At 49.1% G+C, this 23,310-nt stretch carries 20 protein-coding genes; all 20 read right to left on the minus strand.

The features are described from left to right. Positions 1-180 precede the first annotated feature (180 nt). On the minus strand, positions 181-2,913 hold the full coding sequence (locus tag ACTCCX_RS05470; RefSeq protein WP_463275080.1) for an N-acetylmuramoyl-L-alanine amidase: 2,733 nt from the start codon (positions 2,911-2,913) through the stop codon (positions 181-183). Between the two features lie 139 nt (positions 2,914-3,052). Continuing rightward, positions 3,053-4,066, minus strand: a complete 1,014-nt coding sequence (gene galE / locus ACTCCX_RS05475; protein ID WP_463275081.1) for a UDP-glucose 4-epimerase GalE — start codon at positions 4,064-4,066, stop codon at positions 3,053-3,055. A 72-nt stretch (positions 4,067-4,138) separates the two neighbouring features. Continuing rightward, complete coding sequence (locus ACTCCX_RS05480; protein WP_463275082.1) at positions 4,139-5,083, minus strand: LCP family glycopolymer transferase; 945 nt, start codon at positions 5,081-5,083, stop codon at positions 4,139-4,141. Between the two features lie 311 nt (positions 5,084-5,394). Further along, complete coding sequence (locus ACTCCX_RS05485; RefSeq protein WP_463275083.1) at positions 5,395-6,171, minus strand: tyrosine-protein phosphatase; 777 nt, start codon at positions 6,169-6,171, stop codon at positions 5,395-5,397. Beyond that, positions 6,171-6,905, minus strand: a complete 735-nt coding sequence (locus tag ACTCCX_RS05490; protein ID WP_463275084.1) for a CpsD/CapB family tyrosine-protein kinase — start codon at positions 6,903-6,905, stop codon at positions 6,171-6,173. The genes ACTCCX_RS05485 and ACTCCX_RS05490 overlap by 1 nt, the downstream gene beginning before the upstream one ends. Positions 6,906-6,918: 13 nt before the next feature. Further along, a complete protein-coding gene (locus tag ACTCCX_RS05495; protein WP_463275085.1) occupies positions 6,919-7,659 on the minus strand; it encodes a YveK family protein in 741 nt (246 codons plus the stop codon). 281 nt (positions 7,660-7,940) lie between these two features. Continuing rightward, positions 7,941-8,690, minus strand: coding sequence for a type I methionyl aminopeptidase (gene map / locus ACTCCX_RS05500; RefSeq protein WP_463275086.1), 750 nt, complete (start codon positions 8,688-8,690; stop codon positions 7,941-7,943). 379 nt (positions 8,691-9,069) lie between these two features. Next, positions 9,070-9,801 (minus strand): CpsD/CapB family tyrosine-protein kinase, encoded by a 732-nt coding sequence (locus ACTCCX_RS05505; RefSeq protein WP_463275087.1) that lies wholly within the window; start codon positions 9,799-9,801, stop codon positions 9,070-9,072. Then, entirely contained in the window at positions 9,798-10,820 is a 1,023-nt protein-coding gene (locus tag ACTCCX_RS05510; RefSeq protein ID WP_463275088.1) for a YveK family protein, read from the minus strand. Before ACTCCX_RS05510 ends, ACTCCX_RS05505 begins: the two co-directional genes overlap by 4 nt. Before the next feature lie 124 nt (positions 10,821-10,944). After that, entirely contained in the window at positions 10,945-12,102 is a 1,158-nt protein-coding gene (locus ACTCCX_RS05515; RefSeq protein ID WP_463275089.1) for a DegT/DnrJ/EryC1/StrS family aminotransferase, read from the minus strand. Between the two features lie 36 nt (positions 12,103-12,138). Continuing rightward, entirely contained in the window at positions 12,139-13,959 is a 1,821-nt protein-coding gene (locus tag ACTCCX_RS05520) for a polysaccharide biosynthesis protein (protein ID WP_463275090.1), read from the minus strand. Positions 13,960-14,086: 127 nt separating this feature from the next. Beyond that, positions 14,087-15,610 carry a lipopolysaccharide biosynthesis protein gene (locus ACTCCX_RS05525; protein ID WP_463275091.1) on the minus strand — a complete coding sequence of 508 codons (1,524 nt, stop codon included), beginning with the start codon at positions 15,608-15,610 and terminating at the stop codon, positions 14,087-14,089. 32 nt (positions 15,611-15,642) lie between these two features. Further along, positions 15,643-16,449, minus strand: a complete 807-nt coding sequence (locus tag ACTCCX_RS05530; RefSeq protein WP_463275092.1) for a glycosyltransferase family 2 protein — start codon at positions 16,447-16,449, stop codon at positions 15,643-15,645. A 42-nt stretch (positions 16,450-16,491) separates the two neighbouring features. Beyond that, complete coding sequence (locus ACTCCX_RS05535; RefSeq protein ID WP_463275093.1) at positions 16,492-17,622, minus strand: glycosyltransferase family 4 protein; 1,131 nt, start codon at positions 17,620-17,622, stop codon at positions 16,492-16,494. After that, positions 17,582-18,832, minus strand: a complete 1,251-nt coding sequence (locus ACTCCX_RS05540) for a hypothetical protein (protein ID WP_463275094.1) — start codon at positions 18,830-18,832, stop codon at positions 17,582-17,584. The genes ACTCCX_RS05535 and ACTCCX_RS05540 overlap by 41 nt, the downstream gene beginning before the upstream one ends. A 44-nt stretch (positions 18,833-18,876) precedes the next feature. Continuing rightward, positions 18,877-19,617 (minus strand): phosphocholine cytidylyltransferase family protein, encoded by a 741-nt coding sequence (locus ACTCCX_RS05545; RefSeq protein ID WP_463275095.1) that lies wholly within the window; start codon positions 19,615-19,617, stop codon positions 18,877-18,879. A 48-nt stretch (positions 19,618-19,665) separates the two neighbouring features. Further along, the gene (locus tag ACTCCX_RS05550; protein ID WP_463275096.1) at positions 19,666-20,385 is read right to left on the minus strand and encodes a LicD family protein; all 720 of its coding nucleotides are present in this window, start codon (positions 20,383-20,385) and stop codon (positions 19,666-19,668) included. A gap of 33 nt (positions 20,386-20,418) precedes the next feature. Next, positions 20,419-21,483 (minus strand): GNAT family N-acetyltransferase, encoded by a 1,065-nt coding sequence (locus tag ACTCCX_RS05555; protein WP_463275097.1) that lies wholly within the window; start codon positions 21,481-21,483, stop codon positions 20,419-20,421. Beyond that, the gene (locus ACTCCX_RS05560) at positions 21,480-22,631 is read right to left on the minus strand and encodes a hypothetical protein (RefSeq protein ID WP_463275098.1); all 1,152 of its coding nucleotides are present in this window, start codon (positions 22,629-22,631) and stop codon (positions 21,480-21,482) included. The genes ACTCCX_RS05555 and ACTCCX_RS05560 overlap by 4 nt, the downstream gene beginning before the upstream one ends. Next, complete coding sequence (locus ACTCCX_RS05565; protein WP_463275099.1) at positions 22,618-23,292, minus strand: sugar transferase; 675 nt, start codon at positions 23,290-23,292, stop codon at positions 22,618-22,620. The genes ACTCCX_RS05560 and ACTCCX_RS05565 overlap by 14 nt, the downstream gene beginning before the upstream one ends. Positions 23,293-23,310 lie beyond the last annotated feature (18 nt).

Genomic DNA, 23,310 nt, shown 5'->3' on the forward strand with positions numbered 1-23,310 from the left:
TTCTTTGTCAATACGCTCTGCTTCTTCCCACTTATAACATCTCGACATCATTTAAACATATGCAAATTTAATTATAGTATAAACTCAAAAAATACACTATTAAATATTTATATATTTCGGCGTAATATTTTAAATACAGAAAAAAAAAAGAACCTAGATCATTGTCCAGGTTCCTTCATCTTATTGATAATAGTTGATGATACCGTTCGCGACCGCTTGAGCCAGGACGTTTTGGTAACTATCAGTTGCCAATTTCGCTAACTCAGTGGCATTGCTCATGAATCCTAACTCCAGCAAAACAGCTGGCATGGCAGTTTCACGAAGCACAGCAAAAGTTTCATCATATATTCCTCTATCTTTGGCACCAGTAGCACTGATCAGAGAGGATTGAATTTCATCTGCTAAGGTGACACTATTCGCCAGTCTGGTAGGATCTAGGTGCATCGCCTCGTTAATCTGCGGTTCATAACCTGGATAATACCCATAATAAAACGTTTCTATTCCTGTAATCGTTGAAGCATAGCCGGCTGAATTATGGTGAATGCTCACAAAGATATCTGCATTTGCCGCATTAGCCATCGCTGCACGGGCTAAAAGTTCGGTAGAAAGGTTTGTGGTGCCACTTACCGAAACGTCAGTGTACCGTGTCATTGCTACATTGTAACCTTGCGCTTCCAACAAAGTCTTCACTTTATTCGCAACTTTTAAATTAAGTGTTTTTTCATACACCCCGCTGAATGCTGCACCACTGTCCCAGCCACCGTGTCCGGGATCAAGGTAGATTAGCTGTTTCGCCTCAATATACCTACCCGCAGTCATTCCTGGAGCAGCTTCTCCTTTTTTAACAAGTTTTATTTCATAGGCTTCGATTCGAATATTGCTGACTTCGACTCCCGCAGATTCGCCATTCTTAGCCCAACCTAGCCAGCCATAATTTTGTGCATGAACGCGATAGTAGATATCATAGTTGTCGGCATATGACCCTGTCAGCTTGATTTCAATCGCTTTAATTTTTTTTCCTTGGCCGATTGTTCCGCTGGTGGAACCTGCCGTTGTCCAGTCTTTCCAACCGACTCCATCCACATCTGACCGGTAGGTAATCCCACCAGAAGTAGCACTGCTTTCCAACGAAATCTGGAACGCTTCCAGTTGCTTAGCGGTTCCCGTAGTGCCACTGATCTGTCCTTCCGCGACCTTAGCCAACCACCCATAATCCTGTACATGAGCTTGATATGAAATCACTGGCTTGCTACCTTTTAAGAAAGCACTTGTTGTATTAGCAGGTACCTGAGCACTATTGCCTTTTTCAACCAACATGACGCGAATAGCTTCCACTCGTTCCGCTAAGCCTTCCGTTCCTGCAGAATCTCCATTTTTAGCCCAGCCAAGCCAGCCGTATGTTCCAGAATAGACACTGTAATAAACATCGTAATAGGTCGATACTTCACCAGCCAGTTTAATCTCAATTGCTTCTAAGCGCTTTGCTTGGCCACTAGTGCCACTCATTTCCCAATCCTTAGACCAACCAGTCCAACCGATGCCTTCGACCTGGGTACGATATTGAATTGAGCCATCAACTGGAAGCTGCTGTAACCCAATTTTAACTGCTTCAATACGCTGTCCTTGTCCAGGTGCCCCGCTGATTGCACCGTCTTTAACTTCAGTCTGCCAACCTACATTTTGAACATGGGAACTGTAGCCTACTGCAGGAGAGAACGGCAAGCTGCTTTTGGAAGAATAAAAAGATTTTCCAATCGTGAGAGAGGTGTCACCCTTTTTCAGGAGCCTCACCTCCATCGCTTCCAAACGTTTGGCCATACCCTCAGATCCCGCCAACTTCCCGTTAGCGGTCCAAGCTGTCCAACCGATGTCTTGAATATGCACGCGATAGTAGACATCATAGGCTGCTGCAATGTCACCTGTCAATTGTATTTGGATTGCTTCCATTCGTTGTGATTTTCCCAGTGAACCACTGACTGCTCCATCCGACTCCAATTCCATCCAACCTAAATTCTGAACGTGAGCACGATAAGAAATGGATCCGGAATAGCTTCCTCCTGACAAAGAAATTCTCATTGCTTCTAGACGCAGACTTTTACCTGTCGTTCCGGCTAATGCGCCATCAGATACATCGGCTTGCCAACCGATATTTTGAACATGAGTACTATATACTACCGATGGACTGCTCACGTTTTGAACAGTACTCGTCAGTGACTGAATCGCTTCGTTCAATTGATCATATTCGGCTTTTGTTATTTCGACTATGTCTCCAGTCTCGTTCAAGGCGTAGTATTTCAAACCTACTTCACTGATTTCATCACCTGCAACGTCAACTGAATAAATTCTTTCAATAAACGAACCATTCTGATTAGTTGTCACTATTTCCGTCTTCTCAGTTTCTGATGATGTTTCATTTTCTGATGATGTTTCATTTTCTGATGATGTTTCAGTTTCCAGGTACGTTTCGGGAACTGTGATTGCATCATTTGGAGAAGCGATAGGCAAAACTGACAAAGTATCTCCACTTACTAATGAAAATACGATTACTTCACCGGTTGACAAAGTTTCCTCGTACTCGGTCGATCCGTCAACTGCGTACTCTTTTGCAATAGTTTTGCTAGTTTCAATTGTACTGCTATCAACAGAAATCTCCTTGGTCAAGTCTTCAAATGACCCGGTCAAAACATCCGGATTCCCCAAACTGACAGCTGTCAGATGAAGAATTCCTTTCTCCTCGAAGTTAATCTCTGTGGCCTTGCCGTCATAAGTGACCAAGTAATGTTTTGCATTTTTAATACCGTCCTCTTCGACTGCAAAAACACCACTCTTACCTGAGAACAAAGCTGAGAATAGAACCAACAAGCATAGACTCAGACGTATAATTCTATTTATCAAAACTGCTGTACTTTTCAATATAATGCCTCCTTAAATAACAGAAATGAGTACAACGATTAGTTTAGCATACTAATGTTGAACAATAGAATAGATATTCTGATTTTAAACAAAAAAAAAAAACGCTTTCCGATTCATTGGAGAGCGTTTTTCCTTTCTTTTATGCTTCGTAACCGTTTGGATTATTCTTTTGCCAGTTCCAGGAGTCGCGGCACATGTCCGCCAAGGTCTTATGTGCTGTCCAGCCCAATTCTTCTTTGGCTTTGTTCGCATCCGCGTAGCAGGTCGCGACGTCGCCGGGACGTCTGTCGATGATTGTGTACGGAATTTCGACGCCGGTAGCCTTCTGGAAGTTATAGGTCAAGTCCAGCACGCTGTAGCCGATGCCGGTACCGAGGTTGTAGATGCCGACTCCATTGGTCTCCTTGATTTTGTCCAAAGCCTTGATGTGGCCCAACGCCAAGTCGACGACGTGAATGTAGTCGCGTACGCCCGTGCCGTCCGAGGTATCGTAATCGTCCCCAAAGACGCTCAGGCGCGGCAATTTTCCGACCGCTACTTGCGTGATGTACGGCATCAGGTTGTTCGGAATACCGGTCGGATCTTCGCCGATCAGGCCGGATTCATGCGCACCGATCGGATTGAAGTAGCGCAGTAAAGCGATACTCCACTCGGAATCGGCGAAAGCCACATCCTGCAGGATCTGTTCGATCATCACTTTCGTGTAACCGTAAGGGTTCGTTGCGCTCGTCGGCATGTCCTCCGTCAGCGGTGACACATTGTTCATCCCGTAGACCGTTGCTGAGGAGCTGAAAACAATTTTCTTCACGCCATGATTGCGCATCACGTCGCACAAAATGAGCGAGCTCGTAATGTTGTTGTGGTAGTATTCGATCGGTTTCACGACGGACTCTCCGACCGCTTTGTAGCCGGCGAAGTGGATGACCGAGTCGATTTCCTCTTTTGCGAAGACCGCATCCAACGCCTCGCGGTCCAGCACGTCCACTTCATAGAAAGTCGGCGCTTTGCCGGTGATCGTTTCGATCCGGTTCAAGACTTCCGGTTTGCTGTTCGAATAGTTGTCGACGATGACCACTTCCTGGCCTGCATTCAATAATTCCACTACGGTATGGCTGCCGATGTAACCGGCGCCTCCAGTCACTAAAACTGACATAATATCCCTCTTTCCGATTGATAGGTTTCATAATTTCCTTTTGACAAAAAACGTATCTCTATTATACCATAATCAATTTTCCAAAGTATCCGTGTCCCCGTACCCTAACTGGATATCAGCATCCGAAAAGTTCATACCCTCAAGATTGGCCGGCTCCAATGCCAACTCATCCCGCAACAAGTTGGAAATCCGTAAGCGCTCTTCCGGTTGGACATAATAATAGTAGATATCTCCCATGTACAGATCCTCCCCAGAAATGACAAATTGCTCATAGGAAATGATGGAGTCGCTGTAATATTTTTGAATATCGACCAGATTCTCGAACGTCAAATTCGTGCGCATGCTCATTTCTACCGATGAGAGGATCGCTTCATAATTGGAAATGCCTTTGGTACTCAACAATTGATCAACGATTGCTTTGATGACCAACTGTTGGCGTTCCTGACGTCCGGTATCCCCTTGTGGGTCATCGTACCGCATACGGGCGAAGGCCAGAGCCTCCCAACCTTTCAAGGTCGCGGTATCCCCTGTTTTGAAAGAAGCTCCGTTATATTCGAACGTCAATGGGCTGGTGATTTCGATCCCACCAATGGCATCGACTAAATCCTCCAAGCCGTTCATATTGATTTCGACATAATAATCGACAGGAACAGCCAAGAACTCCTGGATGGAATTGAGTGCCATCTCTGTTCCTCCGAAAGCATAGGCATGTGTGAGCTTATCGTTGTATTCGTTGGATGTCTCCGCTTGATAATTTACCATTTCGGTGTAAGAATCGCGCGGAATGCTGACCAAAGTAGTCTGCTTTGTCTGCGGATTGATTGTTACAAGGATAATCGTATCCGATCGCCCTCCCATCTCCTCCAGCTCATCACCATAACTATCGATTCCCAACAATGCAAAGGAAATCGGTTGTTCAGCAGATAAGGACACCGCATCCTCACGTTTGTCCCGCGTTTCCACATCATAAAATACAGCATCCATCGTGCTGTCCATTCGGTTATAGGCTCGCCACATCCAGCCTCCCGAGACAACTAAAACCCCAAGAAGGAAAAGAAGCAAAAACCTTTTCTTAACTCTCTTTTTTTTGAACCTATTCTTGGAAACATACATTGTTGCACTTTTCACTCCCAGTTGAATTGTTGATTTTCCGAAAAAAACGTTATGACAGCGAACCCTTATACTTTCATCAGTATAAAACAATTTGGTTTATTAAAAAAGAAATTTTGAAAATCATAATGAAAAAACAATCTTTTCTCCTGATTGAAAATACAAAAAAGCCCGGAGAACTAATTGCTTTGTTCTCCGCACTTCGTATTTTCACATATTCATTTTCCGAGCAGCCAGAATCGTTTTTTCTTCTGGTAGACTTCCACAGGAGCCTCTGTATGGACGACATCTCCATTCAGCAAATCTTTCGCGTTCTGTCTGAAATAAGCCACCTTCTCAGCCCCAAAATCAGCCTGAAGCCGGGAGAAAGCTTTTTTGTAGTGGAAACCGCGCCCACGCGTATTGTGCGCATCTGATGCGATGATATGGACGAGGTTTGCTTCTATCAGACGGTAGCTCAATTGAGCGATGTCTTTACCGAAGGCTCCGACGTAGCTGCTGGCTGTCACTTGAGCCAACGCGCCCCTTTCGATGAAAGGGAGTAATATATTTGGATCATCAATGATCGCCTGATTACGTTCGGGATGAACGATTACCGGCGTGATGCCTTGTTGTCGTAATTTAAAAAAAAGCTGTTCCGTGTATTCAGGGATAGTCAACGTAGGAAACTCGATAAGCAAAAAACGCTTCTCTTCGTCCACGAACAGGACTTCCTCTTTTTGGATATCATTCAATAACTCGCCATTGATGCGGATTTCTTGACTAGGGTATAGGGTAAGTGCGATACCTCGCGCATCCAATTCTTCTTGCAGGGCTGCAGTGGCTTCCACCACGGCGTCTTTCGGGTTCAGGAATTTACCATTCTTATGGTGCGGTGTCACAAGTATATGGGAGATGCCTTCGGCGACGGCCAGTTGGGCCATCGCCAATGAATCTTCCAATGTTCGGGCTCCGTCATCGACACCAGGCAATAGATGGCAATGAAGATCGATCATTAAGCATCCCCCTCGCTTGTGTAGCCATAGCCGTAATACGAGTGGTCATTTTTCTTCTCTACGCCATTGAACACCACGCCGAGAACGTTCGCGTTCACCATCTCCAGCAATTCTTTTGCATTGAGTACATTATCTTTTTGCGAAATGCCGTGACGGATCACAAAAACAACCCCATCCGCTTTCGCTGCCATAATCTGTGCATCCGTTACGGACGTCACCGGCGGCATATCATAGATGATGATGTCGAACATTTCTGTGAATTGCTTCATCAACGTATTCATCCGATTCGAATTCAACAGTTCGGATGGATTCGGTGGAATCGGTCCGCTCGTTAAAACATGCAAATCTGTTCCTGTAACGACTTGAATGACTTCAGCTGTGTTTTTTTCAGGAGAGCTCAACAAGGTCGTCAGACCTTCTACATTACTCAAGCCAAAGGTCCGTTGTACAGTCGGTTTGCGCAAATCCGCATCGACCAGCAATACGCGTTTGCCCTGATCTGTGAATACAGAAGCCAAATTGGCCGATGTCGTGGATTTCCCTTCCCATGGTCCGGATGATGTCATGACGATCGATTTGACGTCACGGTCGATCATGGAAAACTGGATATTGGTACGGATGGTGCGGTACTGCTCAGCAATGACAGATTTGGGCCGTAATTTAGAAATCAAACTCAAACCTTTACGCTGTTGGCTGTCCAACTTCATAATTTTCTTTCTACTTGATCCAAACATAGATTATCGTCTCCTAGATACGTCTTTTGGCTTTGCGCGTCTTTACATCAGGTGTTGCCTGGACAAAACGAGTAGCTGTCAGTTCTTCTTCGGACATCTGCAGAACTGCGCCTAATGTCGGCCAGCCCAACTGTTCAATGAACTTTTCGTCTTTGACGGTCTTATCCATGAATTCAGCCAGGAATGCCAAGCCTACGCCGATCATCATGCCGACCAACAGGCCCAGCACAAGGTTCATCGGTGTATTCGGAGATACCGGATTCGGATTTGCTACCGCTTGCGATAGGATCGTCACGCTGTTCACGTCCAGGATGCTGCCGATTTTTTCTTCAAATGATGAAGCTGTTGCATTCGCCAAATCTGCAGCAGTATAAGGATTTTCATCCGTAACGGTCACACCGAACACCAATGAGCTGTCTTCCGTTTGAACGGTCAACTTGTCACGTAACTCTCCCAAAGTCAGGTTCGAGCCAGTATCCGTGATGACGTCCTCCAAAATGATCGGTTCTTTGATGATGCCTTGATAGGTATTTATCAGACTCAAGTTGGTCTGGATATCTGTGTTCGTGATCGCCTGTTCCGCATTCTGCGTTTGATTCACGACGATTTTCGAAGTCGATTGGTAAGTCGGTGTCACGAAAAAGAATGTGTATAGCGCCGCAAGCAACAATCCTGCCAAACCCCACATGATGATGGAACCCAGCCGTTGCTTTAAGATTGCAAAAATTTCACCTAATGATATTTCTTCCTCCATGATTTCCCTCCTGAATAAAAGCCTCTATGATTACAAATTGAATTGTGTTCTTCAGAAAAATAGGTGGCAACGCCACATTTCTCCACTGTAAAATATTGTACTATACCATTCTTGAAATAACTATAATTATTTTACTGGAATTCCGGTAAATTATTCGATGCACAGCATTCCTCTGCAAAAAGCTGAACAGCTTCGTTCGGCCCTGAAAGAAATATGATACAAAAAATAGTCCGGAGCCTCGATTCAGGGCTTCTGTTTTCAATAAGCTCGGACCCCACGCATTACTTTTGTTGCGTCAACACTCTAGCGCCATCCTTTGTGATGGCGATCGTATGCTCGAACTGACAGCTCAGGCCGCCGTCTTTCGTGCGGGCCGTCCAACCGTTGGCGTCCATTTTGGACTTCCAAACTCCAGTGTTGACCATCGGCTCGATCGTGATCGTCATGCCTTCCTTCAGGCGGAGGCCTTTACCGGCTTCACCGTAATGCGGGATGGATGGGCTTTCGTGCATCGTCGGTCCGATGCCGTGGCCGATGAACTCCCGAACAACGGAGAAACCTTCGCCCTCGACGTAAGTCTGGATCGCATGGCCGATGTCCCCGACACGGTTGCCGGCTCTGGCTTGTTCGATGCCCAGATACAAAGCCTTCTCAGTGACTTCCATCAAGCGTTTCACTTCCGGTGTCGCCTCGCCGACCGCATAGCTCCAACAGGAATCGGACATGGCGCCGTTGTAGTTCACAACTGTATCAACCTTGATCAGGTCGCCGTCCTTCAGTACATACTTACCAGGGAAACCGTGGCAAATTTCGTCATTGACGCTCGTGCAAGTGGCATACTCGTAGCCTTCGAAACCGATTTGTTCGCAGATGGCGCCGGCCGCTTCGATACGGGCCTGCACGAAGTTATTGATTTCCATCGTGGTCAAACCCGGTTTGATGAAACCGCGCAATTCCTCATGGATGCCCGCCAAGATCGCTCCTGACTCTTCCATAGCTTGAATTTCGCGTTCAGATTTTAAAGTTATCATATTTAATCTATCCTCTTCCTATAAAGTATTCTTTCTCATTATACATTAAATGGGGGCGATGACTAAATAATTTTCACGACTTGATGAAATTCCTGCCCGCTTGCTGAGTTGGCCGGAACTGAGGTATTTGGGGCGACCGGCACCTCCGGCCAGCGACGGCTTCGCCGGAGGTACGTTACTGTCGAGAAGCTCTCCTCCGGCGAGGGAATCTTCGCCGGAGGAGAGCCTTTTTCTGAGGCATTAAATCTGATGAGCGGCATCCTCCCCTGAGCTGAAGCAACCGAACGGGCTGTGGCGATTGTTCCGCAAAAAAAGACGACCTCATCAGAGACCGCCCTGTTCGATCTTTACCACATGCATACGTTCATACATACAAAAGTCATTCTTCATCATGATAGCCATAATAATAACTGTGTTCTTTCTGGCCGCCAGGTGCACGGTTATACACGACGCCCAATACATTGGCATTGACCATCCTCAAGGAATCCGACGCCTTCAGGACATCCTCTTTCGTGTCCTCTTCGTAACGGACCACGAAAATGGTTCCGTCCATTCGGCCGGACAGGATTTGTGCGTCGGTGAACCCCAGCAGAGGGGGTGTATCATAGATCACCAAATCAAATCGTTCCGCCACATCCTTTTCCAGTTGCTTCATCCGATTGCTGGAAAGCAGCTCGGCTGGATTGGGTGGAACCGGACCGCCAGTCAGGATGGATAATCCCGGCACCTCGCACGTATGCAGATAGTCATCAAGGCCCTTCCCGACGTGGTTGGCCAACAGATTCGTCAGCCCCTCCGCATTGTGTATTCCGAATTCGCGGTGAACGGATGGCCTCCGCAAATCGCAGTCCACCAACAGCACTTGGTTCCCCTGCAAAGTGAAGGTCACCGCCAAGTTCGCGGCTACTGTTGACTTGCCGGCCCCTGATGTGGCCGAAAGAACAGCAAGCGACTTCAGTTTTTTGTCGATCATCGAAAATTGGATGTTGGTCCGCAATGTCCGGAACTGTTCCGAAACGGGGGAGTTCGGTATGGCCAGTGTGATCAGACCGTGCGTGCGTTTCGATTGTTTTGTTTTTTTATTTTTTCGCTTAACTGCCTCCACCATCATCTTTTCCCCCTTTTGTTGCCGGCATTCATTATCTCGCTGCCATCACTGTTCTGAAGGATGACACCAATTTTTTCTCTTGTCATGTCCGCCACTGTCACGAGTCGTTCAGGCCCGTTCCCCGAGTGGGCGGAAGGCTGTTTTTTAGAAGTTTTATTTTTTTTTGCCGTCGGGACGGCATCAGAATGCTCTTGTTGTACTTGCTCAACAATGACAGTCGGCTTTTCATCGGGAATTCGTTTATGGACCACTGCCTGTTCCGTGCCTGAAGCCGCTGCTCTTTCAACTGCTATCAGGCTTTTTGCCGCCGCATTTTTTTGTTTCTGCATGTCAGCGATGGCCGTTCTTTCTTCTTTATTCATTTCCGAAATGGTTCCCAGATTTGGCCACCCTATTGTTTGTGTAATGAACTGATAATCATCGATTGTCTTCGCCATCGCATAGCGCAACATAGCAACGCCGAACCCGGACAATAATCCGACGCCCAGCCCGATCAAAAGGTTGTTCAGTACATGCGGTGACACCGGATCTGGATCCGGCACTGCAGCCGAAATGATCTGCACGTTTTCGATATTCATAATTTCGACGACATTGCTTTGAAAAGTCAAGGCAATTTCATTGGCGATTTCAGCAGCTTCAGCGGGATTCGGGGAAGTGACAGTCAATGAGAATACTTGCGAATCCTCATTTGCACTTATCGTCACTTGATCAGCCAAGTTTTCGACTGAATAAGGCAGCTCCAACCATTCGATGACGCCGCCAAGAATGACCGGTCCTTCGATGATATCTTTGTAGGTATTGATCATCTGCACATTGGAATTGATGTCATTAAGCACCAAGCCATTCGCCTCATCGCTCGCGCGGTTCACGAGCAGTTGGGTTTTGGATTCGTATAGGGGGGTCACAATCAGAAAAGTGTAGATCGCCGCAAGCACAAGTCCGATCAAGCCGAACCCGATTATCATCCCTAGCCTTTGCTTAATTAATGCCGTCAGATCCCTTAAAGATACTTCTTCTTTCATGATGGTCCCTCCACTTTTTTGGCTTAAACTGCCTATTCTCCCTTATAATGGACTACATGCGCACCCTTTTTGTACACGCTTTCATTATATCATAAAATATTCCTCAGGAAAAAAATAACACCACTCAATAACGTGACGAAGCTGCCCCGAAAAACCAACTGACGCGCGTTACGATCCGATCTAGATCTGCATCCGTCATCTTCGTGTCCGACGGCAAGCAAAGTCCGCGCGTAAAAATATCCTCAGAAACGCTCGGTTCCTCAGGGTTGTGGTTGAAAAATGCCGTGCCTTTGAAGACAGGCTGCAGATGCATCGGTTTCCAAATGGCGCGTCCTTCGATATTTTTGGAGTCCAGATAATCCAACAGCTCCTTCGGACGGACCTGCACGCCGGATCTGATTGTCGCACAACTAAGCCAGTAGTTCGGCTCGCCGTAAGCAGCAATCGGCATCATTTCCAACTCGTCCAGATCCCGAAAGGCTTCCTTATAATAGTCGAATATGTATTTCTTTCTGGCGATACGTTTGTCCAGCACCTGCAGTTGCCCGCGACCGATGCCTGCCACGACATTGCTCATGCGGTAGTTGTAACCAATCTCTTTGTGCTGGTAGTACGGGGCATGCTCCTTGGCTTGGGTAGCCCAGAACTCCACCTTCTCGATGGCGCGTTTGTCGCTCGCCACCAGCATCCCGCCTCCGGAAGTCGTGATGATTTTATTGCCGTTGAAAGAATAGATGCCGATGTCTCCAAATGTACCGGTCTGTTTGCCTTTGTAGGTTGCCCCGAGGCTCTCGGCGGCATCCTCCAATATCGGCACACGATGGGCATCTGCGATAGCTTTCAATCGATCGTAATCAGCTGATTGTCCATAGAGATTTACGATAACAATCGCTTTAGGATGTGGATACTGCTCGAACGCCTTTTCAAGCGCTTGCGGCGACATATTCCAGGATTCGCGTTCCGAATCGATGAACACAGGAGTCGCGCCCTGATAGATGATCGGGTTGGCAGAGGCCGAGAAAGTCAGGGATGGGCAAAAGACAACATCTCCTTTCCCGACGCCCAAATACATCAGGCCCAAGTGGATGGCGGCCGTTCCGGAAGACAAGGCATCCGCGTAAGCAGCACCGGTATAGGCGCAAATTTCTTTTTCAAAACCGGTGACGTTGGGACCCAATGGCGCAATCCAGTTGGTACTGAAGGCCTCTTTGATATAGGCCATCTCCAACCCGGACATATGCGGGGACGCCAACAAGATCCGCTTTTCGTTTTTTTCGTTCATGGGGATGCACTCCTTTCGTACAAACAACGACCTTTCTTACTGGTGCGAACAAGCATAGCCGATTAAATTCGTGCGCAACGTTTCTGTCGGTTGCATCAGCAAGTCTTCCGCAAACGCTGTCGTTTCTTCCAATGGGAAATTGGATGCCTTGCCGACGAAGATTTTTTCATAGGCTTTGCTGTCCAGCATGCTTTCGTCCGCCAGCAATTCCTCGTACAGCTTTTCGCCGGGGCGGATGCCGGTCTCTATGATGGGGATGTCGTCCTCGTTGTAACCGGAAAGCTTGATCATTTTCTTAGCCAAGTCGACGATTTTGACGGGCTCACCCATGTCGAGAATGAAGATTTCGCCGCCTTTCGCCAGTACACCTGCCTGGATGACGAGCCGGCTCGCTTCCGGAATCGTCATAAAATAGCGGATCATGCGGAAATCAGTCACTGTCACTGGCCCGCCTTTTTCAATCTGCTCTTTGAAAACAGGGATGACGCTGCCGCGGCTGCCCAGAACATTCCCGAACCGGACCGCCGCAAATTTAGTTTTGCCGGGTTCGTCCAAAGCCGTCACGATCATCTCAGCCAACCTTTTCGTCGCCCCCATCACATTGGTAGGACGAACCGCTTTGTCGCTGGAAATCATGACGAAACTCTTCACCCCTGCGGCTTTGGCAGCCTCGGCCATGTTTTTCGTCCCGAAAATATTGTTCTTGACCGCTTCGCGCGGATTCCATTCCATCATCGGGATATGCTTATGCGCAGCCGCGTGGAAAACGAAGTCCGGGCGATGCTGCGCCATCACTTCAAAAATCAACTTGCGGTCCTGCACATCAGCTATCACCGGCACGATGTCTATCGTTTTCCCATAGGTCAGCGTCATTTCGCGATGGATCAGATAAATCGAATTTTCCCCGTGCCCCAACAAGATCAAGCGCTTCGGCCCGAATTTGGACACCTGCCTGCACAACTCTGATCCGATCGAACCACCCGCACCGCTGATGAGGATGGTTTTGTCTTTCAAGGATTCGATAATCAGCTGCTTGTTCAGTTTTACTTCTTTCCTTCCAAGCAGGTCGACCACATCGATTCCCCGTGTCCGGCTGACGGATAGCCTGCCGGTCATGACATCCTCCATTCGCGGCATCTGGTTGACGGCCACCCCGACTTGATTGCAGTAGTCAAGGATGCGTTCCAGCTCCTGCGGCTTCAGGGAAGGGATGGTAATGGTCACTTGGTTGATGCCGTATTTGGTGACAAGATTTGGAATATCTTCTTCCTTGCCCAATACAGGGACACCCATCAGGCGATATTGCTGCTTCCTCTCATCACGATCGACTATGCCGACGATTTCGATATTGTTCGGCCGATGGATCAGGTTAGAAATGAACAGCCGTCCGCCTTCCCCAGCGCCCACCAACAGCGTCCGTATCTTTCCGGACGACTCATCCTTGCCGCGGTAATCGACTTTCTCTGTGTACTCATGATAGATCCGCCACGCCATCCGGATACCCGGAATGAAGACGAGTGAGAACATATAGGTCAAAAAAATGTAACGATAGCTCACAAGTCGGAATACGACCGATGAAGCCATAGCTGACAGCAAAAACGCAAACGACAGGATCTTCACGTGGAAAATGAGATCATGCAGCCCAGTAAAATATGGCAAATTCGCGAAAAGGTGGCGAAAAGCGCCCAGAGATCCATAGATCACCACGGTTATCCCGATCATCAAATAATAATAATGATTCGGCAGCGTTACGTAATTTTCCAATAGCCAATAAGCAAGGAACGCCGCCAGCATGATTGATAGACTATCGATGAACATCAAAATAACCATTTTCTTTTTGGAGTTAATTTTGCTCATCTTCAACACCACCTAACTTGTTCTGGAATTTTTATTCGTACGGGGCTGCATTGGGCGGATGCCCAAAATACCTTTGACATACATGTTTTTGATTTTTTTCTGGTTATTGCCGGCAGTAGCAATCCGGTCACCTCCGCTTCCGGCGCACCACCTCGACCATAAGCCCTTTGAAATACCGGTACTCCTGCGTCCGATAGAACAGTATCAGGAACAGCAGATTCGGCACTACCAGACATAACACGAAGCTGGCTGCCAAAGCCGCAAACCCGGATCCGTCGATTTGGGCGATGACCGCACCTGTCAAATACCCGGTCGCAAGCGTGATCAGCGTATAGCGCGCATAACTAATATAATATGTCCAAAGTGGCGCAGCGAAGCCAATTTTGTATAGGAAATAAGGCTCAACCAAAAAGCAGGTTGTGATCAGCGACACGATTGTCGCGAAGATGACCCCGGAGATGCCGTATACCGGCGCCCACACCAGCGACAAGAGGACATTGACTGCCGACTGGAAGATCGGTTTGTAGCGATCGTACCAATACAGACCCAACGCTTCCCGAAAAGTCAAAACCGCGCGGCGCATGCCTTGGATATAGTAGAGGACCACTAGCAACAGCACCGTCTCCATTCCCAATAGATAATCCTCACCTACCCACAATCTGACGAACGGATTGAACAGGTAATAGAGCGAAATACTGCTGTAACCGAAAATCCAGAAAGTGGCGAACTGGATTTTCCCGAAAACATCCAGCAGCCTTACTTTCGACTCGGTAACCCCAAGATTTCCGACACTCGCTGTGATAGCGGTGAAGAATTGACCGAGGATCCCGTTCAGCGCGCTGATGACCAGCAGATAATTGGAATAGAGCCCTACAAAGACCGTGCCGACCCTCATCGAAATGACGATATTGTCGGTAGCGTTGATCACGATTTCACCGATTTTTTGCGTCACCATTGCAGCTGTGTTCTTTTTTACTTCTTCAATGGTTTCACAGTCGAGTTTCTCGGTCGTTTTCTCCTTCAGGAACGGATAACGTTTGTCCGCACTGTGCGCGATAAACAAATTTTCCAACAACGTGCACAAGATGCGCAGCAGCAAGAAATCGATATAGCTCCGCGTCAAATAAAGGAAGAGAATCTGGAGCGCATTCACCAGGGAAAAGAAGCCGAAACGGTAAACCGTCACAATGTAGCGCTGCTGGTCGGCGACGATCAGGTTGCGCTTGTAGGCGAAAAAGTAGGAAACTGCGGAGTTGAGGACAAACAGGAAGAAAATCCAATCGAGGTTCTGCACGTTCGAAGCGTCCGTCACGAAGAGGTGCAGAAAGGGAATAAGGGCGATGCCCAAAAGCAGGATGAGGGTGCCGATGAGAAAGTAAGCTTTTTTGTAGAGCTGCATCAGCGCCTTCACGTTCGGGATGTCCTTTTCGGCCAATGGTTTGTAGAGGCTGTATACGATTGCCGGGCCGATGCCTAGTTCGACGAGCGAAAGCATCGTCAGGATGCTGGTGAAGAGTCCATTCACGCCAAGATATTCTACTCCGAGAATCCGGATGAAGATGATGCGGGCGATGAAGCCAACGGGCACAGCCACGATTTCGCCCACAATCGCGACCGAGATATTTTTCAATGAATTTTTCGTCCGAGACATCCCATCACCCCGACAATCGTCGCTTATTGGTTTCATTCCGAAGGTTTGCGGTATTTCCGTTCATGATATTTGCGGACCCAGACAGCCGGGAACAATCCGACGATGAGTGGGCGCAATGCATATAACTGCCGGTGCAACGGAATCCCCAGTGCTTTCGCCCATTGCCGTTTCAGACGGAATTCGTTCAGGCGGTATCGGTATTTGCGTTTCTTATAAGAGTCCCGCGCTTCATAGTAATCGATCAGAATATCCGACAGATTGTAGCCGGCATAGCCCTTGCTGTAGAGTTTGCACCACAGGTCGAAATCTTCAGTGCGTTCCGTCAATTTCCCTGTCGTGTAGCCTCCGACCTCCAGCAAGGCCGCCCGTCGCATCATCACCGATGGATGCAAAAACGTGCGCCCGCGGAAAATCTGCAGTTTCGACGGTTCGCCGGAACTGACGCGGGCGCCCCAGATTCCACCTTTATCGAAGACGTTCCGGCTCGTGCCGACGATGGCGTACTCCGGATGCTCATCTAGAAAGGCAACTTGCTTTTCGAAACGGTTCGGATGCGACCAATCGTCGTCATCCATCCGGGCGACGAATTCGCCGCTCGCTTCCCGCAGACACGCATTCAGCGCGGGCGCCAAACCTCGGTTGTATTTGTGGCGCAGCAGCTTGATGCGCGGATCGTCCTCGAACGACGACTCCAACCGCAACCATGTTTCATCGGTAGAGCCGTCGTCGCAAATGATGAATTCAAAATCACGGAAACTTTGATCTAGGACCGACGCAATCGCCCGCTCCACTTTGGCGCCGCTGTTGTGGACGCCCATGATGACCGATACCCTTGGCATGACGGGTATCCCCCTTTCTGGTAGTGATGCGCTCCTGCCCCGTCATTCCCGGCGAAGCAGTTCTGAATAGATTTCATCCATTTCCCGCAGTACGTTTTCGACCGCGTAGTCCTGGATCATTGCCGCGCTTTCTCGTTTCATGCTTTCGCGCAACTTGTCATCAAAATAAAGCATCACGAGCTTTTCTGCGTACATAGCCGGATCGTCTTGCTTGATCAGGAAACCGTTGCGTCCATCTTCGACCAGATCGCGGTTGCCTCGGCAAGCGCTGACGATGAGTGGCAGCCCGATCGCCATCGCTTCCATCACATTCACCGGCAGCCCCTCCTGGTTCGATGAGGAGACCGCGACATCGGCCAGTTGCATCAGCTGCGGCACGTCCTTCCGGTAGCCCATCAAGTAGACCTGCCCTTCCAGTTTCAATAATTTAACCAAGGCACTATAACCCACTTCGTTCGGTCCTTTCCCGATCAGAAGCAGCTTGGCTTTCGGGACCACCTTTACCAGTTCCGCCATCGCCTCGATCAGGATTGTCTGGTGCTTGCGGTTGTTCAGCGCCGCTGCATAAACCAGGATAAAATCATCCGGCGCGAAGCCATATTCCCGGCGCAGTCGTTCTTTTTCGCTTTCCGCCTGAAGCGTGAATCGACTCAAATCGACACCTACCCCGTGCACATTGACGACGCGTCCGGCTGAAAATTTGTCGGCTGCGCAAGCATAATCCTCGCTGTTCATTGTAATCAGGACGTCAGTGTAACGGGACAGGGCTTTTTCGACTGGGTAATAGGTCAGCCAATTTTTCCGCGCCGCTCCTTTGAAGAAATGAAATCCGTGAGCAGTGTACAGGACTCTCACATCCTGCCTGTCCCGGCAAGCCAGCCGCACCAAAGCCGATGCCACCGGCGTGTGCGTGTGTACCCAATCGAACCAGACTTCTTCATCAAGAACCCGGTTCAGTTCCCGATAAGCCTCCAGATTGCGTTTATCGAACGGGGAACGCTGAAACGCGATCGGATAAACCTTAACCCCCCTCGCCAACAGTTCCGGATGGATCGGATCTTCTACCCTGCAGGCGACGGAGACCGTATGCCCCTGATCCATCAAGCGCGTGATGTGTGGCACGAGGAAGAGGTTAATGGTCCCGGAAATCGTCGATACGTAGAGAATGTTCAATCCGATCGTCTCCTTTCGCGATTTTCAGAAGCCCTCCATGATCCGTTTCAACAGCGATGCTGCTTCCTTCCCGTTCCGCAATTTTCTGGAACGCCAACACCTGCAACAGCACGAACAGCATCCAGAACAGCGGTTGGCGTTGGTTCAGCAATGTCACACTTTCCACGGCCAACGACACGATGACAGCCAGATTACTGAGCGACAGCCGCCGTACGTTCAGCACCACCCAATACAGAAACAAAAGCGTCGGAGCCATGCCGTAATAGAAAAGGATGCTAAACAGTGTCGAATGGATTTCGTTGTCAGAAACGGACAGAACGAAGCGGTCGTGCATCCCTTCCCCAGCTCCGAAAAGGGTTTTTTCTGGATAAAGATAAATTCTATCGATACCGCGATCCTGAAGATTGGTTGGACCGTCCGTCGCTACTTCCATCCGCCCAATTTTTTGCTCTACCCGTTCGATGATCGGCGATTGCGCAATTGTTTCCTTGAAATCATCCCACTTCGGACTGAAGAGCAACAGCGCCATCAATAGCGCAGTCCAAAAGAGGATGAAGCGGACATTGTGAATGCGCCGCAGCAAGGTGAATACTTTCGTCAACAGCCACACTCCATAGAACACAGTAAGAGCCAACAGCATCCCTGTTGAAGAAGTCTGGAAAATCAGGACGATCGCCACTGCATGATAGAGAACGTGCAATTCTTTATGGTTCAGTTTCGCAATGAGGTAAGCCGTCATCAATGAGATGTAGATGAAGAAACCCATCTGGTTCGGATCGTTGAAGGTACCCATGTAGCGATTGGCCGTGTAGTAGCGCCCCAGCCCGACCAGATAAATACCCAACTGCGAAAGAATGTTGAAACGGCAGACCACGGCGACCGACGACAGGAAGCGCCGATCTTCGGCATAGATCCGGAAAAAGATGACAATCAATAGGTTGTACAGATAGTACAGCGAGGAAATGACGAAAGCTGATTCCCCGTAGTAAGTCGCATAGACCGTATTCACAATGAAGACGAAGACAACGAACAAGAACAGCGGCTTATCCGTCTTGTCTATTTCGATCTTGTCGCCTTTTTTGACGATGAAGACATAGTAGAAAAACGAAGCCACGAAAAACAGGTCCGATAACTGCAGCCCTCCGGAAGGGAACAAGTAGAACGGCTTCGTCGCGAGGAACAGAAGAAACAGAATATGTTGCAACGGCACAAAGATCCCTCCTTTTACTGGCGGCCCGATTATCCGACCACTGTTCAATCCAAGTGGACGACCTCAATGTTGTAGTTCAACCGGTAATCGCGGAAGCGCAGGATGCGTTCGTAGTCCTCGATAAAGTCCACCTCGGCCCAGAATTTCCCTTCCACTTCTTTGATGAGGATATCATGACTGCCGACCAGCGTATAAAGGATGTTTTCCCACCAAACGCCGTGCTGTTGGGTATTGATCATGTGCTCCATCTGCTCTTTGAAAATGGGAAGGAAATCCTTCCCGATTTTGGCGACACCTACATATTCACCTGTGATATCATCGCCGTGCAATTCCTTACCGTATTTCATCAAAACATTGTTTTCATAATAGAATTTATAATCGCCCTCTTCTTTCCGCGAATCATCCGCGAACAGGATGGGGCTGTGCTCCTCGGCGATGATGTCATCGATCAGGTCCGGCTCCAAAAAGACATCGGCATTCATGATCATGATCGCCTCATCATCGACGATGAAATCGCGGGCGAACCAAGCCGAAGCGATGCTGTTGGTGACGTCGAAAAACGGATTATAATAGAAGGTAACCCCTTGTCCATCCAGTATTTTCCTGATTTCCTGGTTTTGGTAACTGACCGTGATGGCTATGTCGGTGATGCCTTTCAATTTCAATTGCTCCACTGTGTACTTGATCAAATATTCTCCGCCGATGTCGACGGTGGATTTATGCCGCCCCGACAAGTACCTGCTGATCCGCGTCCCTCTCCCTGCTGCAAGCATCAATACTCTCATCTTCTTTTCCTCCTTCATCTGTCCTTTCAAAACGCAGCTGTCCGTATCTCAGATTTCCGCATAATAATTCTCTCGTTTCGGCGTCATATAATCATTCCCGAAGAACAACCGCAATACTTGATCCCAACCGGCCGGCGCCAACAGTTCCAAATCCTCGAAAGGCAGCCGCACCGTTTCCGCCACCAATTCCTTCTTGAAGGTGATGTCCATGAACCGGTAAAGCCCATTCGACATGAAAAGTTCATCCGCACCGCCGACATTGGCCCGCTGACTGATCCGCATGTAGGTGTTCAATTTTGCTTCATCCGTCATGAATTTCCCGAGCGTGCTCGTCCCGAAAACCAGCACTTTGCCGACGGAATCATATTGGGCATAGTCGACATCCTTTTTCATCATCCCCTGTAGCAGCTTCAGTTCGAAATTCTGCCACTTCCTGTGGAGCGGTTTTTTCGGCAAGGCATCCAAGATGCAGAGGTCCACCATAATGCTCGGATCGGCCACCAACGCCACATTCGGCACCCGCTCGGAACGGTCCAGGAACAGTCCCATTTCGGCCAAATGATCTTGACAGCGCGCTTCGAAGGCATTGTAATCTTTGCGCAGCATCATCAGGTCGGCGTCGTCATCCCATTCGATGAAGCCACTCTCCCGGACCGCTCCCAAAAGCGTCCCGAACGTCATCATGTAGGATAGCCCTTCTTTAAGGCAGATTGCATCGATCGCCTTCAGGATTCCCAACAGTTGTTGCTTGATCACCGGATTCCCCATGTTCCCAACTCCCTCTCTTTTGGCTCTATCGGCTCAGCCGCGGTAGGCCGGAAAATAACCGGTTGCGGCATCGAAAGCCGGATCTGCCTTACGGATAGCCAAGCACGCTTCGTAGCGTTCCTCATCAAAAATCTTGCGCCCGATCCAGAATGACGTATCCGCATGCCGGTTGAATGATTGCTTGAAATGCAGCAATCCGTCAGACTGACCGCCCACCCCGCCGCCCATATGCAGCGTCCGGTAACCATTGTCGGCTCCCCAACAGGCGACCTCGTAATAAAGCAGATTGCTCGGACAGAAATGCAGACATTCCTTGTCGGAGGCACTCAAATGCAGGTGCAACTGTCCATTCGCGAACAAAGCGATTGTCATGGCGATGATTTTTCCTTCGTACACCGCATAGAAGAACAACGCATGATGCGCCAAATCCCGGAGGATGCTCTCGAAGACCGGCTGCTTGAAATAATAGTAATCGGCGGCGTGGTCCTTATCCATCGTGGCATTGTAAAGGTTCATGAATGCTCCGATCAGTTCCGGTGAACGTCCACAAAAGATTTCGACCCCAAAATTCCGAGCCTTTTTGATGTTGGTCCGGTTCGGATGGGTCAGGTTCGCCCAGATGACTTCTTTGGAAGCCAGATCCATCGCGACCGTATCGTTGAAACGGGTCAAATTGTAAAGGCCAGCGAGCTGTTCCTGGTTCTTCAGGACCGGATGGCAACGGACGAATTCCGAAATGATGCCCGCTCGGCGACAACTGCGGCTGTAGGCAAGGTCCAACTCCTGGACCTTTTCCTCAGTCACATCACCTTCCAGAATGAAGCCTCCGAATCCGTAGGGTGTCGCCAGATCGAAGTGTGTGCCGGGCTGGAAAGTGCTGCTGAAGTGCGGGTCATTTGTCAGATCCCGTTTCATGACGACATTCAAGGCCCGAAGATTGTCTTTTTCGTAATAGTACAGCAGCGGCTCCCCATCCCCGTGCAGCTGGAAAGCCCGTGCATAGGCGCTAAGATAATAGACATCAAAAGCAGCGAAGGAACGGACGATTTCATCCCACCTTTCGCTTTCCGCAAGCGTTACGACCGACCCTTTCGTCATGACAAAGTCTCCTTTCCAACGTTATCGCAGAGCATTTCCGTTTGTTCGAAATTCTTCAGCACGACTGCAATGGCGTCCATATCTTCTGATCCGTAACGCTGATCCAGCGGCAGACTGAGCGTATGCGTGTAGATCCATGTGACCGATTCCGTAATGCCTTCCAGTGACAGACCTTTGAAGCCATCAAAATTGGGCCAGACGATCGGCGCATAAATGGCCTGCTCCCGAAGCAACAGCTGGAGCCGATTTCGGCTTTCTTCGGACTGCGCGTAAAGCGGCAAATAGAGTGGCACGACATCTTCCGGCAAATCCGGAAAAACCGGCACGAGGAGGTGGCTGTCTTTGAGAGGCTCCAGCAAATACTGGTAATTCACACGGCGGCTTTGCTTTAATTCACAGATATCAATATCACCCAAGAATTGTTTGGAAAAATCACCCATCGCGAAGAGATCCCCTTGGGTTTCCAGAATTTGCTCGGCAATCCGGCATTTATTCAAGAAGACTTGTTTCGGCCCCTCGCCTCTGACGATATATCTGAATTTTGCATACAGTCCGTCGAGCTTGGCCTTTTCCAAAAGTTCGTCGGTTTCGATCGGCACATTTTTGAAAGACCCCTTGCGTTTAAGTGCCAGACCGCCTTCCGGAATCGGCATCCATTTGCGGAAACTTGCCACATAGAAATCAGCCTCCACGCGCGGAATTTCCGAAAAGAGGACTTGTGTCAAGTCTTCGATCAGGATGATGCCTTGGCTGCGCAAGGTTTCAAAAGTGCCTCTCAGCGGGCTGAGCGTGTCAAAACCGAAATAGTTATGCACTAGGATGACGGTTGGATCTGTCGTTCTGATTTTAGCGAGGAAGACTTGCTCATTCACCGTCAAATCTGTTTCAAGATCGTAATAGGCCACGCGATAACCGTTCTCCACGAAAGGCAAAACGACCGAATCGCAGGTGTAAGCCGGGAGCAGCGCTGTTTTTCTGTCCTCCGCCAAGTCGAGCTGACGCAGACACAAAGCGATGGCGCCACGGCCGGTGGATGTGTAGGCCAAATCCCCATCCGGCAAGTGGAACGTTTCGACAGGGATCGGCCTACCGGAGTAGGTGCTGTCAGGGTCAAGCCAAAAATTGCTTCCGATTTCAGTGTACTTCATGGGACTGGCTCCTCCCTTCCTCCTGCCATTTGCGTGCGCGCTCTTCGTTGAAATCGACCAGCACCGCGCCGCCTTCCTCGACAACATCTTTCCGTCCGAGCACCGTCTTTACCGTGTCCATCAGGATTTTCAGGTCGCCCAGGAAAGTGATGTGCCGGATATAGTCCAAGTCATACTGGAATTTCTGCTCCCAAGACAACGCATTTCGTCCGCTGATCTGGGCCAAACCGGTGAGTCCGGGCTTGACATCATGGCGGTGGTTCTCTTCCTCCGTATAGTAAGGAAGGAAATAAACTTCCAGAGGCCGCGGACCGACAAGCGACATGTCCCCCTTCAGCACGTTGAACAATTCCGGCAATTCATCCAGACTGGTGCGGCGCAGTTTTTTGCCGAATTCTGTCAGCCGATCACCGTCCGGCAACAGCTTGCCTTGCGCATCGCGGGCATCGGTCATCGTCCGGAATTTGTAGACTTTGAAGATTTTTCCGTCTTTTCCCGGCCGTTCATGGGTGAAAAGGATCGGTTTGCCGTGCTTGCGGCGAACCATGACTGCGGTTGCGGCTAAAATCGGACTGAATGCTATCAATGCAGCTGCCGATCCGATGATATCCACACTGCGTTTCCCGTATGTTTCGTAAACTGTCTGCTTTTTCTTACTCATATGGCTTCCTCCCCAGAG

This window comes from Trichococcus sp., from assembly GCF_055118575.1.